The 16,561-nt window shown below is 66.4% G+C and carries 14 protein-coding genes; 10 read left to right on the top strand and 4 right to left on the bottom strand.

Going from position 1 to position 16,561, the window contains the following annotated elements; all coding sequences use genetic code 11:
* Positions 1-5: 5 nt before the first annotated feature.
* The gene (locus CAP37_RS13270) at positions 6-947 is read right to left on the bottom strand and encodes an ice-binding family protein (RefSeq protein WP_086124599.1); all 942 of its coding nucleotides are present in this window, start codon (positions 945-947) and stop codon (positions 6-8) included.
* Positions 948-1,370: 423 nt separating this feature from the next.
* Between CAP37_RS13270 and CAP37_RS13265 the strand changes: the two genes are divergently transcribed.
* The 8 genes from CAP37_RS13265 to CAP37_RS13230 all read left to right on the top strand — a co-directional run bounded on the left by CAP37_RS13265 (position 1,371) and on the right by CAP37_RS13230 (position 10,991).
* Entirely contained in the window at positions 1,371-1,529 is a 159-nt protein-coding gene (locus tag CAP37_RS13265; protein ID WP_086124598.1) for a DUF3309 family protein, read from the top strand.
* Between the two features lie 100 nt (positions 1,530-1,629).
* On the top strand, positions 1,630-4,551 hold the full coding sequence (locus CAP37_RS13260) for an aconitate hydratase (RefSeq protein WP_086124597.1): 2,922 nt from the start codon (positions 1,630-1,632) through the stop codon (positions 4,549-4,551).
* Between the two features lie 55 nt (positions 4,552-4,606).
* A complete protein-coding gene (locus CAP37_RS13255; RefSeq protein ID WP_086124596.1) occupies positions 4,607-5,521 on the top strand; it encodes a S1C family serine protease in 915 nt (304 codons plus the stop codon).
* A gap of 26 nt (positions 5,522-5,547) precedes the next feature.
* Positions 5,548-6,549, top strand: a complete 1,002-nt coding sequence (locus CAP37_RS13250; protein ID WP_086124595.1) for a MoxR family ATPase — start codon at positions 5,548-5,550, stop codon at positions 6,547-6,549.
* Between the two features lie 2 nt (positions 6,550-6,551).
* A complete protein-coding gene (locus CAP37_RS13245) occupies positions 6,552-7,622 on the top strand; it encodes a DUF58 domain-containing protein (protein WP_086124594.1) in 1,071 nt (356 codons plus the stop codon).
* Positions 7,619-8,686, top strand: a complete 1,068-nt coding sequence (locus CAP37_RS13240) for a VWA domain-containing protein (protein WP_086124593.1) — start codon at positions 7,619-7,621, stop codon at positions 8,684-8,686. The genes CAP37_RS13245 and CAP37_RS13240 overlap by 4 nt, the downstream gene beginning before the upstream one ends.
* Positions 8,687-8,754: 68 nt before the next feature.
* Entirely contained in the window at positions 8,755-10,002 is a 1,248-nt protein-coding gene (locus CAP37_RS13235; RefSeq protein ID WP_086124592.1) for an FAD-dependent monooxygenase, read from the top strand.
* Positions 9,999-10,991 (top strand): tripartite tricarboxylate transporter substrate binding protein, encoded by a 993-nt coding sequence (locus tag CAP37_RS13230; protein ID WP_086124591.1) that lies wholly within the window; start codon positions 9,999-10,001, stop codon positions 10,989-10,991. Before CAP37_RS13235 ends, CAP37_RS13230 begins: the two co-directional genes overlap by 4 nt.
* A 28-nt stretch (positions 10,992-11,019) precedes the next feature.
* On the opposite strand, the gene pdeM is transcribed toward CAP37_RS13230, so the two are convergent.
* Both pdeM and CAP37_RS13220 read right to left on the bottom strand, forming a co-directional pair.
* Complete coding sequence (gene pdeM / locus CAP37_RS13225) at positions 11,020-11,685, bottom strand: ligase-associated DNA damage response endonuclease PdeM (protein ID WP_086124590.1); 666 nt, start codon at positions 11,683-11,685, stop codon at positions 11,020-11,022.
* Positions 11,678-14,164, bottom strand: a complete 2,487-nt coding sequence (locus CAP37_RS13220; RefSeq protein WP_086124589.1) for a ligase-associated DNA damage response DEXH box helicase — start codon at positions 14,162-14,164, stop codon at positions 11,678-11,680. The genes pdeM and CAP37_RS13220 overlap by 8 nt, the downstream gene beginning before the upstream one ends.
* Before the next feature lie 24 nt (positions 14,165-14,188).
* Between CAP37_RS13220 and CAP37_RS13215 the strand changes: the two genes are divergently transcribed.
* A complete protein-coding gene (locus tag CAP37_RS13215; RefSeq protein WP_086124588.1) occupies positions 14,189-14,701 on the top strand; it encodes a nuclear transport factor 2 family protein in 513 nt (170 codons plus the stop codon).
* A gap of 32 nt (positions 14,702-14,733) precedes the next feature.
* Here CAP37_RS13215 and CAP37_RS13210 read toward each other — a convergent pair whose 3' ends face one another.
* On the bottom strand, positions 14,734-15,645 hold the full coding sequence (locus CAP37_RS13210) for a glutaminase (protein ID WP_086124989.1): 912 nt from the start codon (positions 15,643-15,645) through the stop codon (positions 14,734-14,736).
* Positions 15,646-15,815: 170 nt separating this feature from the next.
* Between CAP37_RS13210 and CAP37_RS13205 the strand changes: the two genes are divergently transcribed.
* Positions 15,816-16,496: a M23 family metallopeptidase gene (locus CAP37_RS13205; protein ID WP_179190207.1), complete on the top strand. Its 681-nt coding sequence runs from the start codon at positions 15,816-15,818 to the stop codon at positions 16,494-16,496.
* Positions 16,497-16,561 lie beyond the last annotated feature (65 nt).

Below are 16,561 nucleotides of genomic sequence, written 5' to 3'. Positions count from 1 at the left end.
TTCCTTCAGGGAGCCGGTACGTTGATCACGGTGTTGACCAGCGTGACCGACGCATCCAGCGACAGCACGCGACCATTGAGCGTCACAGGAGTGACGTTGCCCGTGGTGGAGAACGCGGCTCCGGTGTTGCTGATGATGGTGCCCACCATGGTGCCGCCGCCTCCGGCGTTGATGGTGGCGGCCGTCCCCACTTGCCAGAAAACGTTCTTGGCGAGTGCGCCACCCACCAGCACCACGCTCTGGGGAAACGCCGCGCCCGGACCACCCACTGTGAGGGTTTGCGCCATCTGGAACACCCAGACCGCATTTGCGTTGCCCTGGGCATCGAGGGTGAGATCACCGCCCTGAATCATGAACGTCCCACCTGCGGCGGTGTACACACCGGGCGTGAGCACGAGGTTCGCCAGGTTGCCCGCGCCGTCATCGGGCCCCGCCGGCAGACCCGCGAGCGTGTTGTAGGCCGCCAGAGCGTCGGCGCGCGCGTTGGTGGCGGCGTCAAACGTGGTGGCCGTGCCTTGTGTCGGGCACTGGATGGTGGGTGCCGGTGGCGCCGTGAAGATGGTTCCGGTCACCAGGCCCATGTTGTCGTTGGTCTCGGTGTAGGTGCAGCCCAGGCCGGGACTGTGAAATCCCGTGACCGCCGTCGAAACCGCGGTGGTGCCGATGTCGCCATTGATGACGGTCAGCGTGCCGTCGTTGGTCATACCCGCGCTGCCGCCGAAGGTGCCAAATGTGGATGCCGATCCCAGGACGATGAGCGTGCCGCCAATTTCGGGGACCACCGGTATGACAGGTGGTGGCGTCACGATGCCAGGCGTTGCTCCCCCCGCACCGCCAAAGCCCAGCACCGGATCCCCGCCCCCGCAGCCAGCCATAAAAGCGCTCAGCAGAACGAGAGCGAGCCATTTCCCGATGCGGGGCGTTTTGTTGTGGTTGGGCAGTTGCATGGGTCCTTCTTTTGTGTATGCCTGGAGTCAAGGCTCCGGGTTCATATCTGCCGAAGTCTCCGTGCGCCCAACAGCACCGTCAGTACGCTGGCACGCTTATGTACAAACGGGTGAAACCCATGTTTAAAACGGCGCAGAAGTGCCAGTTCGCGAAGCATTTCCTCTGGCGAAAGAGTGCCTATGTGAGTCATCGCACCGACAGGCTGGTGGTGTCAGCCTAGCCTGCGCTCAGCGTTTCAGATGCACGGTTTGACAGGTCAGGTCGGCTGACGCGATCTCATGCAGCTGCAGATGCTGCGCTTATTGATCTACCTCGGATTCCCATGAAACATTTCATCTCGCCGGCAGTCCCGCTGTCCTCCTCTTCCCTGGCCGCCTGCCTCGGCTCCAGCCAACCTACCTTCAACTGATCAGGAGAACGTCATGACCCTTGGAACCATTCTGTTGATTGTTCTGGTGTTGTTGTTGCTCGGTGTGATTCCGAGCTGGCCGCACAGCAAGTCCTGGGGCTACGGGCCCAGCGGTGTGCTGGGCGTCGTGCTTGTGGTGGTGCTGATCCTCCTCATCATGGGAAGAATCTGACCCTGCGCGCCGGCATGGGGCATTTCGGTGCCCCGTGCCGGCTTGCGCCCACTGCTGACAGAATGAGCCGGTGTTTCACCGTTTCCGTCAGGAGTTGACCATGGCTCAGCCGTCCCCCACCGCATCCCCAGCGAAGTTCACCCACCCCTTCGCCTCCACCGTCAAGACCTTCAAGACCGCCTCGGGCAAATCGGGGCGGTTCTACTCTCTGCCTGCACTGGCCAGAGAGTTCCCCGGCGTATCCCGCCTCCCCGTGTCGCTGCGCATCGTGCTCGAGAGCGTGCTGCGCCATTGCGATGGCGAGCGGGTGTTGCCCGAGCACGTGGCCGAGCTGGCCAACTGGCAACCGCAGGCCGAACGCACGCAAGAGATCCCTTTCACCGTGGCGCGCGTGGTGCTGCAGGATTTCACCGGCGTGCCCTTGCTGGCCGATCTGGCCGCCATGCGCAGCGTGGCCGAGCGGCTGGGCCAGGACCCCAAGAAAATCGAACCGCTGGTGCCGGTGGACCTGGTGGTGGACCACTCGGTGATGGTCGACTACTACGGCACGAAGAATGCGCTCGACCTGAACATGAAGCTGGAATTCCAGCGCAACAACGAGCGCTACCAGTTCATGAAGTGGGGCATGCAGGCCTTCGACACCTTCGGCGTGGTACCTCCCGGTTTCGGCATCGTGCACCAGGTCAATCTGGAATACTTGGCGCGTGGAGTTCACCTGAAGGGCGGCCTTTACTACCCCGACACGCTGGTGGGCACCGACAGCCACACCACCATGATCAACGGCATCGGCGTGGTGGCCTGGGGCGTGGGCGGCATCGAGGCCGAAGCGGCCATGCTGGGCCAGCCGGTGTACTTCCTCACGCCCGACGTGGTGGGCTTTGAGCTCACTGGCCGTCTGCGCGAAGGTTGCACCGCCACCGACCTGGTGCTTACCGTCACTGAAATCCTTCGGCAGCACAAGGTGGTGGGCAAGTTCGTGGAATTCTTTGGCGAAGGCACGGCCTCGCTCTCGCTGCCCGACCGCGCCACCATCGCCAACATGGCGCCCGAGTACGGTGCCACCATGGGCTTCTTTCCTGTTGACGGCAAGACACTGGACTATTTCCAGGGCACTGGCCGCAGCAAGGCGGAGATCGAGGCCTTTGAGGCTTACTTTCGTGCCCAGGGGCTCTTCGGCGTGCCGGGTGCACCGGGTGCATCGCAAAAGGCTGGCGACATCGAGTATTCGCAGGTGGTGCGGCTCGACCTGGGTCAGGTGACACCCAGCCTCGCTGGCCCCAAGCGCCCGCAGGACCGCATCGAACTCGGGCAAGTGGCGCGCCAGTTTGCCGAACTGTTCAGCAAGCCCGGTTCGCAGAACGGTTTCAACCAGCCGGCTGCGCTGCTGCACACCCGGCACCAGCCGGAGATGGGGCAAAGCGCGGAACCGCCCGCTTCCGAAAAGACGCAGGCCACGCCCGTGGGCGCGCCGCGCTTCGTGGCCGAGATGGAGGCCAACAAGCCAGCGCCGGAAATCGCGAAGGTGGATGCCGACCTCTCTCACCACGCCCAGAAGAAGCTCACCATCGGCAACGGCGATGTGCTCATTGCCGCCATCACCAGCTGCACCAACACCAGCAACCCGGGTGTGCTGCTGGCCGCTGGCCTGCTGGCCAAGAAGGCGGTGGAGGCAGGCCTCAAGGTGCAGCCACACATCAAGACCTCGCTGGCGCCCGGCTCGCGCATCGTCACCGAGTACCTCACGCAAACCGGGCTGCTGCCCTACCTGGAGAAGCTCGGCTTCTCGCTTGCCGGCTACGGTTGCACCACCTGCATCGGCAACGCTGGCGATCTCACGCCCGAACTCAACGCCGTGATCACGCAGAACGACCTGGTGTGCGCAGCGGTGCTTTCGGGCAACCGCAACTTCGAGGCCCGCATCCACCCGAACCTCAAGGCCAATTTCCTGGCCAGCCCTCCGCTGGTGGTGGCTTACGCCATTGCGGGCAATGTCATGAAGGACCTCATGACCGAGCCGCTGGGCAAAGGCAAGGGCGGCAAGCCGGTGTACCTGGGCGACGTGTGGCCCACCAGCGAAGAGATCCACAAGCTCATGAAGTTCGCCATGAACGGCAAGGCCTATCGCGAGAACTACGCCCGCGTGGCCAGCGAGCCGGGCAAGCTCTGGGAGCGCATCAAGGGCGTCACGGGCAATGCCTACACCTGGCCCAAGAGCTCCTACATCGCCGAGCCACCGTTTTTCGAGACGTTCGAGCTCGACCTGCCGGCCGCCACCCAGGCCCCGGGGGTGAAGGGCGCGCGCGTGATGGCGCTGTTTGGTGACTCCATCACCACCGACCACATCTCCCCGGCCGGCAACATCGCCGAGAAATCGCCGGCGGGTCAGTGGCTGCTGGCGCAGGGCGTGCTGAAGGCCGACTTCAACAGCTACGGTGCGCGCCGTGGCCACCACGAGGTGATGATGCGCGGCACCTTCGCCAACGTGCGCATCAAGAACCTCATGCTCCCAGCCAAACCCGACGGCTCGCGTGAGGAGGGCGGCTGGACGCTCTACCAGCAGGAAGGCCCACAGAAGGGTCAGAAGCTGAGCATTTTTGATGCCGCCATGCGCTACCAGAGCGCCGGCGTGCCCACTGTGGTGTTTGCCGGCGAGGAATACGGCACCGGTTCCAGCCGCGACTGGGCCGCCAAGGGCACGCAGTTGCTGGGCATCAAGGCCGTGGTGGCGCGCAGCTTCGAGCGCATTCACCGCTCCAACCTGGTCGGCATGGGCGTGCTGCCGCTGCAGTTCAAACCCGGCGATTCCTGGGAGGGCCTTGGCCTGACGGGCGAGGAAACCGTGGACGTGATCCCGCATTCGGAACTGCTGCCCCAGAGCGAGGCGCAGCTCGTGATCACCCGTCCGGATGGCGAGCGGCGCCAGCTGTCGGTGATTCTGCGAATCGACACGCCGGTGGAGGTGAACTATTACCGGGAGGGCGGAATCCTCCCTTACGTGCTCCGACAATTGTTGAGCGCTTGAGCCGGATGCCGCAACGCGGCATGATGTGTCGTCCCCCCTGTCATCAGGAGCCGCCATGCGAAAACCTGCCGTGTACAGCCCTTCCCGCCGAGGCTCGGGGGCGCAGGCGGATGCGCCTGCAGAGGTCAAACCGCCGGCGGTGCCGGCCGCTCCGCCGGGGCGCCTGAGGCGCTGGCGCCAGGGGGCGACGCTTGCGGCCGGTAGCCCGCGCACCCTGTGGGCCGGCATGGCCCTGCTGGCCGCGCTGCTGGCGGCCAGCGTCTGGCAGCAAACCGGGCCCCGGGCGCTGACGCAGAAAGACATCGACGCAGCGGTGCTGCGCACCCTCACCACCCAGAACATCCCCTCGGCCGCCTCGCGCGCGGCCGAAAAGGTCCGCCCCGCCGTGGTGCGCGTCATGTCCTACGGCAAGGACAAGAAGGGCGAAGAGGTCGAGCAGGGCGTGGGCACCGGCGTGGTGATTGTCGACAAGGGCATCATCCTGACCAACCTGCACGTGGTGCAGGGCGCACAGACGGTCAAGCTGGTGTTTGCAGACGGCAGCGAATCCGGCGCCACGGTGACCGGGGTGCAGGCCCACAACGACCTGGCCGTGCTGCAGGCCCACACCATCCCCGACGACCTGATCGCCGCCACCATGCGCTCCACCGGCGATCTCGTGCCGGGCGATCATGTGGTGGCCGTGGGTTTCCCGTTCGGCATCGGGCCTTCCGTCTCGCACGGCGTCATTTCGGGTTTTGGCCGCGCCTTCAAGTCGCCAGAGGGTGAGCAGGAAATCAGCAACCTGATCCAGTTCGACGCGGCCGCCAACCCGGGCAATTCCGGCGGACCTCTGATCACCATGGATGGCGAAGTGGTCGGCATCGTCACCGGTATCCTCAACCCCACCAGCCACCGCACCTTCGTTGGCATCGGTTTTGCTGTACCGATCGAGAGCGCCGCGAGCGCCGCCGGTCTGCCCCCGTTCTAGTCACGTCACCCACACAGGAGCGCTCCATGGATCAAAGCAACGCCCCCGACACCGCCCAGCTCATGGAGCAGATCCTGTACGAGGTGAAAAGGGTGGTGGTGGGGCAGGACCGGTTCCTCGAGCGCGTCATGGTGGCCATGCTCGCGCAGGGCCACCTGCTGGTGGAAGGGGTTCCGGGCCTGGCCAAGACGCTCACTGTCAAGACGCTGGCGAGCGTGGTGCAGGGCCGGTTCAAACGCATCCAGTTCACGCCCGACCTCGTGCCCGCCGACCTGGTGGGCACGCGCATCTACAACCAAAAGACCGGCGACTTCAGCACCTCGCTCGGCCCGGTGTTTGCCAACCTGCTGCTGGCCGACGAAATCAACCGCGCGCCCGCCAAGGTGCAGAGCGCGTTGCTGGAAGTGATGCAGGAACGCCAGGTGACGATTGCCGGCGAAACGCACAAGGTGCCCAACCCCTTCCTGGTGATGGCCACGCAGAACCCGATCGAGACCGAGGGCACCTACCCGCTGCCCGAGGCGCAGGTGGACCGCTTCATGATGAAGGTGATGGTGGACTACCCGACCGATGAAGAAGAGTTCGTCATCGTGGAGCGCGTCACCGGCCCGCAGGTGGACATCAACGCGGTGGCCACCACCGACCAGCTCGCCGTGCTGCAGGCGCAGTGCCGCCAGGTGTATGTCGATCCCTCGCTGGTGCAGTACGCCGTGAAGCTGGTGTCGGCCACCCGCACGCCCGAGAAGCACGGCATCAAGGACATGGCGAACCTCATCACCTTCGGCGCCAGCCCCCGCGCCACCATTGGCCTGGTGGAAGGTGCGCGCGCCCTGGCCATGCTGCGTGGCCGCAATTACGCGTTGCCCGAAGACATGACCGATCTCGTCCCCGACGTGCTGCGCCACCGTGTGGTGCTGTCTTATGAGGGCCTGTCCGAAGGCCTCACCAGCGAGGCGCTGGTGGCGCGCATCATGAAGCACATTCCTCCACCGGCACGCCCGCTGGAGCATGAGAAGAAAGTGGCCTGAACATGCTGGGTCGGCTCTTCGGCAAGAAAGGCGATAGCCAGGCTGCGGCGGTGGCGACCGCCACGCCGGTGGCGCGCCGTGCCGATGCGCTGCTGCGCCGGCTGGAGTGGACTGTGCTCAAGCGGCTCGATGGCTTGCTGCAGGGCGATTTCCGCACCCTCATGCGCGGCTCGGGGCTTGATCTGGCCGACCTGCGCGAATACCAGCACCACGACGACGTGCGCCACATCGACTGGAACGTCACGGCCCGGTTGCAAACGCCGCACGTGCGCGTGTTCACCGAAGACCGCGAGATGGCTGCCTGGTTTCTGCTCGACCTCAGCCCTTCGGTGGACTTCGGCTCGGGCGAACAGCGCAAGAGCCAGGTGCTGCTTGATTTCACCGCCGTGCTCGCGCGCCTGATCGGCCGCCACGGCAACCGCGTGGGTGCGGTGCTGTATGGCTCGCGAGGTCAGCCGGTGGTGGACGCCGTGCTGCCAGCGCGTGGCGGGCGCACGCAGGTGCTTCGCCTCATGCAGATGGTGCTGCAGCCACCGGTGAAGCCTGCGGGCGCCAGCAAGAACGGCGTCACACAACTCTCCGATCTGCTGAAGGCGGCGGTGCACACCGTGCGCCAGCGCGCCACCGTGTTCGTGGTGTCCGATTTCATCAGCGAGCCCGGCTGGGAAAAACCGCTGGGTGAACTCGCGCGCCGGCACGACGTGGTGGCCGTGCGCCTGCTCGACCCGCTTGAACTCGACCTGCCCGACCTCGGCCTGATTCCCATCCGCGACGCCGAGACCGGCCAGCAACTGCTGGTGGACACCCACGACGCCGGCTTTCGCCAGCGCTTCGCCCGCATTGCCGCGCAGCGCGAGGCGCAATTGCGCGAGAGCCTGGGCCGTGCCGGCGTGGACACGCTCGAACTCTCTACCGACGACGACCTCGCCGAGGCCGTGATGCGCTTCATCGAGCTGCGCAAACGCCGCCAGCGCCTGGGCCGGGAAGGCCTGGCTGGCCGCCCTGTGCCCACCCAGTTGCCTGCCCGCACGCGCCACGGTCTGGGTACCAGAACTCAAGGAGTTAGACCATGAACAGCTGGCCCGTCACCTTCATCTGGCCCCAGCTGCTCTGGCTGCTGGTGGCCTTGCCCGTGCTGGTGCTGCTGTATGTGTGGCTGCTGCGCCGGCGCAAGCAGGTCGCTTTGCAGTACGCCAGCCTGTCCATCGTGCGCGAAGCCCTGGGCCGGGGCATCGGCTGGCGCCGGCACGTGCCGCCGATGCTGCTGTTGCTGTCCATCGCCATCATGCTGCTGGCCTCATCGCGCCCCGTGGCCAGCATCGCGCTGCCCTCCACGCAGCAGACCATCATCCTCGCCATGGACGTCTCGGGCAGCATGCGCGCCGAAGACGTGCAGCCCAATCGCCTCGTGGCCTCGCAGAACGCCGCCAAGGCCTTTCTGGCCGAGTTGCCTCGCCATGTGAAGGTCGGCATCGTCGCCTTCGCCGGTTCGGCGCAGGTGGTGCAGCCCGTCACCCTCAGCCGCGAAGACCTGGTGGCCGCCATCGACAAGTTTCAGCTGCAGCGCGCCACCGCCATCGGCAGCGCCATCGTGGTTTCGCTCTCGGAGTTGTTTCCCGAGCAGCGCATCAACCTCGGCGACATGACCTACAGCCGCAACACCGACCCCTTTGCCCCCAAGGGCCGCGCGCTCGACCAGCCCAAGCCCGACGACAAGCCCTTCACGCCGGTGGCACCCGGTTCCTACTCCTCGGCCGCCATCATTCTGCTCACCGACGGCCAGCGCACCACCGGCGTGGACACCGCCGAAGCCGCCAAGATGGCGGCCGAGCGCGGCGTGCGCGTCTACACCGTGGGTGTGGGCACGGTCGATGGCGAGATCATCGGCTTCGAGGGCTGGTCCATGCGCGTGCGCCTGGACGAAGAGAGCCTGAAGGAAGTGGCCCGTGCCACGCAGGCCGAGTACTACTACGCCGGCACCGCAGAGAACCTGAAGAAGGTGTACGAAACATTGAGTTCGCGCCTGACGGTGGAGAAGAAGGAAACCGAGATCTCCGGCCTGCTGGCGCTGGCGGCTTCCATCCTGGCGCTGTTCTCGGCCGCCTTGTCGGTGCTGTGGTTCAACCGGATTCTCTGATCGCGACCGCACCTTTGCGGTGAGCCGGGCGGGCTGAACGCCGATCGCGGCCCCGGCACAATCGCCGCATGACACCCACCACCCTCATCGCCGGCGGCGGCATCGGCGGACTCGCTTGTGCCCTGGCTCTGGCGCGTGCGGGCGTGCGCTCGGTGGTGCTGGAACAGAGCAGCGCCCTGACCGAGGTGGGCGCCGGCTTGCAGCTGGGCCCCAACGCCGTGCGGGTGCTGGCCGACTGGGGCTTGATGGATGCGCTGCTGGCCTGCGCCGCGTTTCCCGAGGCCCTGCGCGTGCGCGATGCGCATGGCGGTCAACAGATCGGGCAGCTGCGTCTGGGTGCCATGGCGCTGGCGCGGCACGGGCAGGTGTATGCCACGCTGCACCGTGCCGATCTGCAGGGCCTGTTGTTGCAAGCGGTGCAGCGGATGCCCGACGAGGTGAGCCTGCGCCTGGGCGCGCGCGTGACCACGTTCGAGGAAACCACCGACGGTGTGCGGGCCACGCTGGAGCAAGGCGAGGCGATGCAGGGCGAGGCCCTCGTCGGCTGCGACGGACTCTGGAGCCGGGTGCGCACCCACTTGTTGGGAGACCACATGCCGCGCGCCACCGGGCACCTGGCCTACCGGGGCATGGTGCGCACGGCCGATCTGCCGCCGGCCTTGAAGGCCAACGTGGTCACGGCCTGGCTCGGCCCACGGCTGCACGTGGTGCACTACCCGGTGAAGCAGGGCGAGTGGATCAATGTGGTGGTGGTGTTGCACGGCACCCTTGAGGCGGGCGACGATCCGCAGGGCTGGACGCATGAAGCCCATGCCGCCGAACTGAAGCGCACGCTGGGCCCCGCGTTCGCCGAACTCCTGGCGATGCTGGAGGCGGTGACCGGGTGGCAGCGCTGGGCCTTGAACGACCGGGTACCCCTGCAGGGGCCGCAAGAGCAGGCGCAGGGCCGTGTGGCGCTGCTGGGCGATGCCGCGCACCCCATGCGGCCCTACCTGGCGCAGGGCGCGGCCATGGCGCTCGAGGACGCGTGGACGCTGGGACGCCTGGCGGCTGCCGAGCGCGGCAAACCCGACTGGCCCGACGTGTTCGCGCAGTACGCCAACCTCCGCTGGGCGCGCAACGCTCAGGTGCAGGCGCGCTCGCAGCGCAACGGCACCATCTTTCATGCCACCGGCCCGTTGCGCTGGGCGCGCAACAGGGCCATGGCGCTCCTGGGCGAGCGCTTGCTGGACAATGCGTGGCTCTACGATGGGCCACCGGAGCCTCCGCCCGCCACGCCCGAAATGCCACCCCCTCGAAAAAGGAAGACAACATGACGAACCCGCAAAAGCCGATCACCCGTCGCCAGGCGCTGGCTGCCGCTGCCTCCCTCACCGCCGCCACCGTGTTGCCCACGGCGCACGCGCAGGCCGCCTGGCCCAGCCGTCCGCTGAAGCTGGTGGTGGGCTTTCCCGGTGGCTCGTCGCCCGACCTCACCGCGCGCCTGCTGGCCGAGCCGCTGGCGCAGGCGCTGGGCCAGCCGGTGGTGGTGGAGAACCGGCCCGGCGCCGGGGGCAACATTGCCGCCGCCCAGGTGGCGCGTGCAGACGACGACCACACCATCGGCCTGATGATCAACGGCAACATGACGATCGCCAAGATCCTCAACCCCGACACCACCTACGACCCCATCAAGGACCTCACCCCTGTCTCGCTCATCGCCACCGCGCCGCTGGTGCTCAGCGTGCCCGCCACCGTGGCCGAGAGCGGCGCGGCCTACCTGGCGGCCGCCAAAGCCGCCGGCGACAAGTGGAACTACGGCACACCCGGCGTGGGCACCGTGGGTCATCTGGGCATGGAGCTGCTGAAGAGCCGCTCCGGCATCGCGCCGGTGCATGTGCCCTATCCTGGCAACCCTCAGGTCATCGCCGCCATCATTGGCGGGCAGATCCAGATGTCGCTGCTGCCACCGGGCCTGGCCATGGCGCAGGTGCGCGGCGGCAAGCTCAAGGCCATCGGCGTCACCTCGCTCGGCCGCAGCAGCCTGGTGCCCGATGTGCCGAGCCTGGCCGACGCGGGTGTGCGCGATTTCCAGCTCGAGATCTGGAATGCGGTGGCTGCCCCCAACAGCATGCCCAAGGCCAACGTGAACAAGCTCGCCGCGCTGCTGACCGAGATCGTGCGCCGTGAAGACATCCGCCAGAAGATCTTCGCCCAGGGCTGGCAAGTGGCCGGCACCGGCCCCGAAGGTCTGGCGCGCCGCATCAAGAGCGACACGGCCGCCATGACCGAGGTGATTCAGCGCAACAACATTCGGCCGGGTTGATCGAAGTCATCGGCCTGTGCGGCCCGCGTCAATGCGCGGTGCCCATGTCCAGCAGGTGCCCGTTCATGCACGCGTAGCGGGCCCGCGCCTCGTGCACCAGCCAGCCTCCGGTGAACAGGGAGAAGGCAGGCAACACGAGATGCTCGTTCGTCAAGGTGAAGGCCGGAAAACGCCCACGAAAGCCGGGCACTCGCACCACCGGGTGCAGGTGGCCGCAGACCACCAGGCGGCCATCGGCATCACTCGCGGGGGGCGGCGCGTGCGCGAACACCAGTCGGCTGCCTTCTTCTTCCACGCGATGGCTGCATTGCTGAATGTCCAGACCCGCGCGCAGGGCCGCGCGGTCGTGGTTGCCTTCCACCAGCCGCATTTCCAGCCCGGCGTGCCGGGCGCGAAACCGGGCCCAGTCGTCGCGCCAGCTCGTGTCCACCAAAGGGCCGTGCAGCAGATCGCCCAGAAACCACAACGACTGCGCACCGCTGCGCTCCACCAAAGCACTCAGGCGGTCCAGATCGTGCCGCGTGCCACCGGCAGGCAGCGCGATGCCGGCAGCGCGGAAGGTGTCGTCCTTGCCCAGGTGCAGGTCGGCCACCAGCAGCCGGCGCTGCGCGGGCCAGTAGAGGGCCCTGTCGGCGTACAGGCGCAGTGTTTCGCCGGCCGCCACCACGTCGATGGAATCCACGCCGTCAGCCATGGCGTTCCTGCAGTTGCTGCGCCGCGCGCCGCACGCGCGTGCTCCAGTCTTCGGTGCTGAGTTCGCCGCGCACGGTTTCTGCCCACAGCGGAAAACTGAGCGGCGTGAGCGTGCGCGGCTGGCGCAGCTCGATGCGGCGCGTGGCACAGCGAGCGAGCGTGTCGGCGAGCGCCTGCACGTCCATCTGTGCCTCGAACACCTCGCGCACGGCCTGCGCCAGCAGCAGGTGGTCGGGGTCGTAGCGCTTCAGCACATCGAACAGCAAGCCGCTGGACGCCTGCAACTGGCGCTGGCTGCGGCGTGCCGCGCCCGGCAGCGAAGGCGTGAGCATCCCGGCCACGCGTGCAATGTCGCGAAACTGGCGGCGCGCCATCTCGGTCAGGTTCAGGCCCTCGTGCAGATCGTCCATCAGCTCCTCGGGCGAGAGGATGCGGGCGATGGTTTGCACATCGACTTCGATGACCTGCTGCGAGTTCAGCACGAAGCCGTAGTCGTTCACCGCAAACACCACGGTGTGCGGTGCCAGTCGCCCCAGCCGCAAGGCAAACAACGCGGCCATGCCCTCGTGCACCGAGCGGCCAGCGAACGGATACACGAACAGCGAACTGCCTCGGCGCAGCTTGACCACTTCCACCAGCACCGTCTCGGGCGTGGGCAGGGCGGACACGCGCGCCTGCAGATCGAGCAAGGGCGAGAGCGCGCGCATTTCGGCGCTGTCCCGGTCGCCGCTGAGGGCGGCTTCCACCGCCGCGCCCAGCTCGGTGGACAGCGGCAGGCGCCCGCCCTGCCAGCGGGGTACAGCGGCGGTGAGGCCGCGGGCGGTTTTCACGTAAGCCGTCATCTGGTCCATCGCCACCAGCTCCAGCGTGCGGCCGGCAAACTGGAAGCGGTCGCGCGGCTTCAGGCGGCTGATGAAACTCTCTTCCACCGAGCCTAGCGAGGCACCACGCAGAAAGCGCACCTGCACCGCGCCATCGGCCGTGATGGTGCCGATGGAGAGCCTGTGGTTCAGCGCCACGCGCCGGTCCGTCACGCGGTACACGCCTTCTTCGTCCCGCACCACGCGGTGGAAATCCGGGTAGTTCTCCAGCGCCTGGCCGCCGCGCTCGATGAAGCGCAGCACGCCCTGCCACTGCACATCGCTCAAGGCAGCAAAGGCGTGCGTGCCGCGCACCTCGGCGAGCAGCGCATCGGCCTGGAAGCCACCACCCAGCGCCAGCGTCACGCAGTGTTGCGAGAGCACGTCCAGCGACAGACGCGGTGGCCGCCGCGATTCAATTTCGCCCGCTTCAATGGCTTTGCGCGCCGCCGCGAATTCGGCCAGCTCCAGCGCATGGGTGGGCACGCAGTGGATCACGCTCGACGCGCCGGGCCGGTGGCTGGCACGCCCCGCGCGCTGCAGCAGCCGCGCGATGCCTTTGGGACTACCCACCTGCAGCACCAGGTCCACGGTGGGAAAGTCCACGCCCAGGTCCAGGCTGGACGTGGCCACCACACAGCGCACGCTGCCGTCGCGCAATCCCTGTTCGGCGGCCGCGCGCAAACCTACATCCAGCGAACCGTGGTGCAGGGCCAGCGCCTCCGGGGGCTCCAGCCAGATGGAGGCGAGGGCGCGGTGCCACAGCTCGGCCTGTGCGCGCGTGTTGGCGAACAGGATCGCGCTGCGCGTGCCGGCGATGAGCTTCATCACGCCTTCCAGCTGCGACAGGCCCAGGTGCCCGGCCCATGCAAAGCGCTCGGGCCTGGCGGGCAGCAGCGTCTTCAGTGTGGTGGTGCGCTTGCGCGCGTGGCGCACCACCGGCGCATCGGGGCAGTGGGGCAGCAGCACGTCGCGCGCCTCGTCCAGGTTGCCCAGCGTCGCCGAGAGGCCCCACGTCACCGCCTGCGGTGCGATGACGCGGATGCGCGCCAGGCACAGCTGCAACAGCACGCCGCGCTTGTTGCCCATCAGCTCATGCCACTCGTCCACGATCACCCCGCGCAGGCCCGACATCAACCCCGCAGTTTCTGGGTAAGAGAGCAGCAGCGCGAGCGACTCTGGCGTGATCACCAGCACCTCGGCCTGGCCCTGGCGCGCCAGGCGCCGGTCGCGCGAGCTGGCATCCCCTGTGCGCTTGGCCACCGTCCAGCCCAGCCCCAGCGCGTCGATGGGCTGCTGCAGCGCGTGCGTGGTGTCGGTGGCCAATGCACGTAACGGGGTGATCCACAAGATGCGCAGGCGGGAAGGCTTCACGCGCGGGTGGGCCGGGTCGATGGGCGCTGCCTCCAGGCCACGCAGGCCCTCCAGCAAGGCGCCGCCGAAAGCGGCCAGCGTCTTGCCACTGCCGGTGGGCGTGACCAGCAGGCCCGACTCGCCGCGCAGCCAGTGGCGCCACACTGCGCGCTGAAACGGCGCAGGCGACCAGCCCCGCTGGGTGAAAAAGGCCAGCAGCGCGGCGTCGGGGTGGGTCCTGGCTGTAGCAGAATATGGTCTGACCATTCCTAATCTTTACCTGTCACTTTCATGATGCCATCCACGCCGCTTGAACGTCTGCTCGCCATCGAAGAACTCGGTCAGTTGAAGTCGCGCTACTGCCGCTTGCTCGACACCAAACGCTGGCAGGAATTCCGTGCACTGTTCGCCGATGACTGCGTGTTCGAGGGCATGGGCAACCTGCCTGTCAGCGCCAGTGTGGACACCTTCGTGAACCACGTGGCCAGACGCCACACCCACACCATCACCGCCCACCATTGCCACATGCCTGAGTTCCGGTTCCTCTCCGACACCGAAGCCCGAGGCATCTGGGCCATGGAAGATTTTGTGGAGTGGCAGGGAGTGGAACATGTGTCGCCCGACTGGACCGGCTACAAGGGCTTTCGCGCGTACGGCCACTACGAAGAGGCCTACCGGCGAGGCGACGACGGCCAGTGGCTTTTTTCTTTCATGAGGCTCACACGTTTGCGCATGGACGGCGTGCCCGCCGATGCGCCGGCGCCCCGGGCGGGCGCCATCAAGGCTTCAGCCGACTGGCTGTGATGCGGATCGCTGCCGCTGAGGGCGCGCCGAAATCAGAACACCGAGAGCCCGGTGCGCGCCGCGAAGATTTCCAGCGCGTGCATGCCGAGCAAGGAGTTGCCCGTGGCATCCAGCGCCGGTGACCACACGCACAGACTCAGACGGTCGGGCACCACCGCCACGATGCCGCCGCCTACGCCGCTCTTGCAGGGCAGGCCGATCCGGAAAGCGAACTCCCCGGCCGCGTCGTAAGTGCCGCAGGTCAACATCAACGAATTGATCCGCCGCGTCTGGCGTTCGGTCAGCAAGGACTCTGCGCTGAATGGGTGCCGACCATCGCGGCAGAGGAAGCCTGTGGCGCGCGCCAGTTGCAGGCAGCTCATGCGCACGGCGCAGTGGTGGAAATACGCGTCCAGCACCGAGTCGACGCTGTTGTCGATCTTGCCGAAGCTCTTCATGAAATTGCCGAGGGCGAAGTTGCGAAAGCCTGTGGCGGCCTCCGATGCAGCCACCTCCTCGTCGAATTGCACCGGCTCGCTGCACAGGCTCGACACCAGATCCAGCATGGCCCCCTTGGCATCGCCCTGGCTGACCAGACGGTCGGTGACGGCGATCGCGCCCGCGTTGATGAAAGGATTGCGTGGTGTGCCTTGCTCGGACTCGAGCTGGACCAGCGAGTTGAACGGGTTGCCGGAGGGTTCGCGTCCAATGCGTTCCCAGAGGCGCTCACCCATCGCCCGCATGCCCATGGTCAGGGCAAAAAGCTTGGAGATGCTCTGAATGGAAAACGGAGTGGTGCTGTCGCCCGCGTGCGCCTCTTCGCCTTCACACGTGCGAAGCGCAATACCGAACTGCGCCGCCGGTACACGCGCCAGCGCAGGGATGTAGTCAGCCACCTGGCCTTGCTCACCCAGCTTGGGCCGCAGGGTGGCAACGATGTCGTCGAGGATGGGTTGGAATTGCATGGCGCGATTGTCTGTCACCAAAACGCCACCGACTCCGCGCTCATGATCACCTGCGAGGGCTCATTCTGAGCGTGTGCAGGCAGGCGGTATCGGCCGTGCTCGTTGACGCCTCAAGATGGATCCGATTAAATTCGCTTCCCACTGAAATCATGTCTCTCAAGGAGGGGAACATGGACTTGGCTTTTGCTGCCACGCCTGATTCACTACAGGCCACGCGTCGATGGAGCAAGCTGCTTGTGCTGGCGGCCGGCGCAACACTTGTTTCGGGATGCGCGCACACCAACAAGACTTTTCCCGTGCTGATCGGTGCATCGTCCAAGTCCGATCTGCGGCCATGCTCTGACTACGGGTCTCCGTTCTCGTACACAGGCTCGCCCTACTATGTGTTCAACCCGGATACCCGGAAGGTTACAACCCGCCACCAAGGCATGGACTTTTGCACCTCGACAGGAACCGAAGTGATCGCCGCAGCCAATGGCAAGGTGGCGAATATCATTCAAAACGATCAATACAGGGGCGGTAGGGTCACAATCCAGACCGCCATCAAGTACAAGAACGCGAACGGGTTGCAGACGCTGTTTGTCGATGCACTGCACATCACGCCGATTGAAAGCCTGAAGTACGGTGATGAGGTCAAGGCAGGCCAGGTCATCGGCGTTACGCAACCACCCGGCAAAGTGGAGATCGGCCCGCGATCTCATGTGCATTTCTCCGTTGGACCAATTTTCCAGACCTGGCTGGAACACACGGATCCGAACCAGTTCTGGCAAAAAGGTGAGGGTATCGTCAGCTGCTACGACCCTAAAAATCCTCCAAACGACTCTCAGCTCGTCGCGCCGGTCCGCTGCTGAGCACCTGTCCTTGGGTCACAGCCTTTCTGTGCGCGCAGTTACCGGGGGTGCCACAAGAATGTCCG

The organism is Hydrogenophaga sp. IBVHS1 (genome assembly GCF_002127265.1).
Classification (GTDB): Bacteria; Pseudomonadota; Gammaproteobacteria; order Burkholderiales; family Burkholderiaceae_C; genus Hydrogenophaga.
The sequence above is the reverse complement of the archived record's forward strand: the minus strand, read 5'-3'. Positions and strand labels throughout refer to the sequence as shown.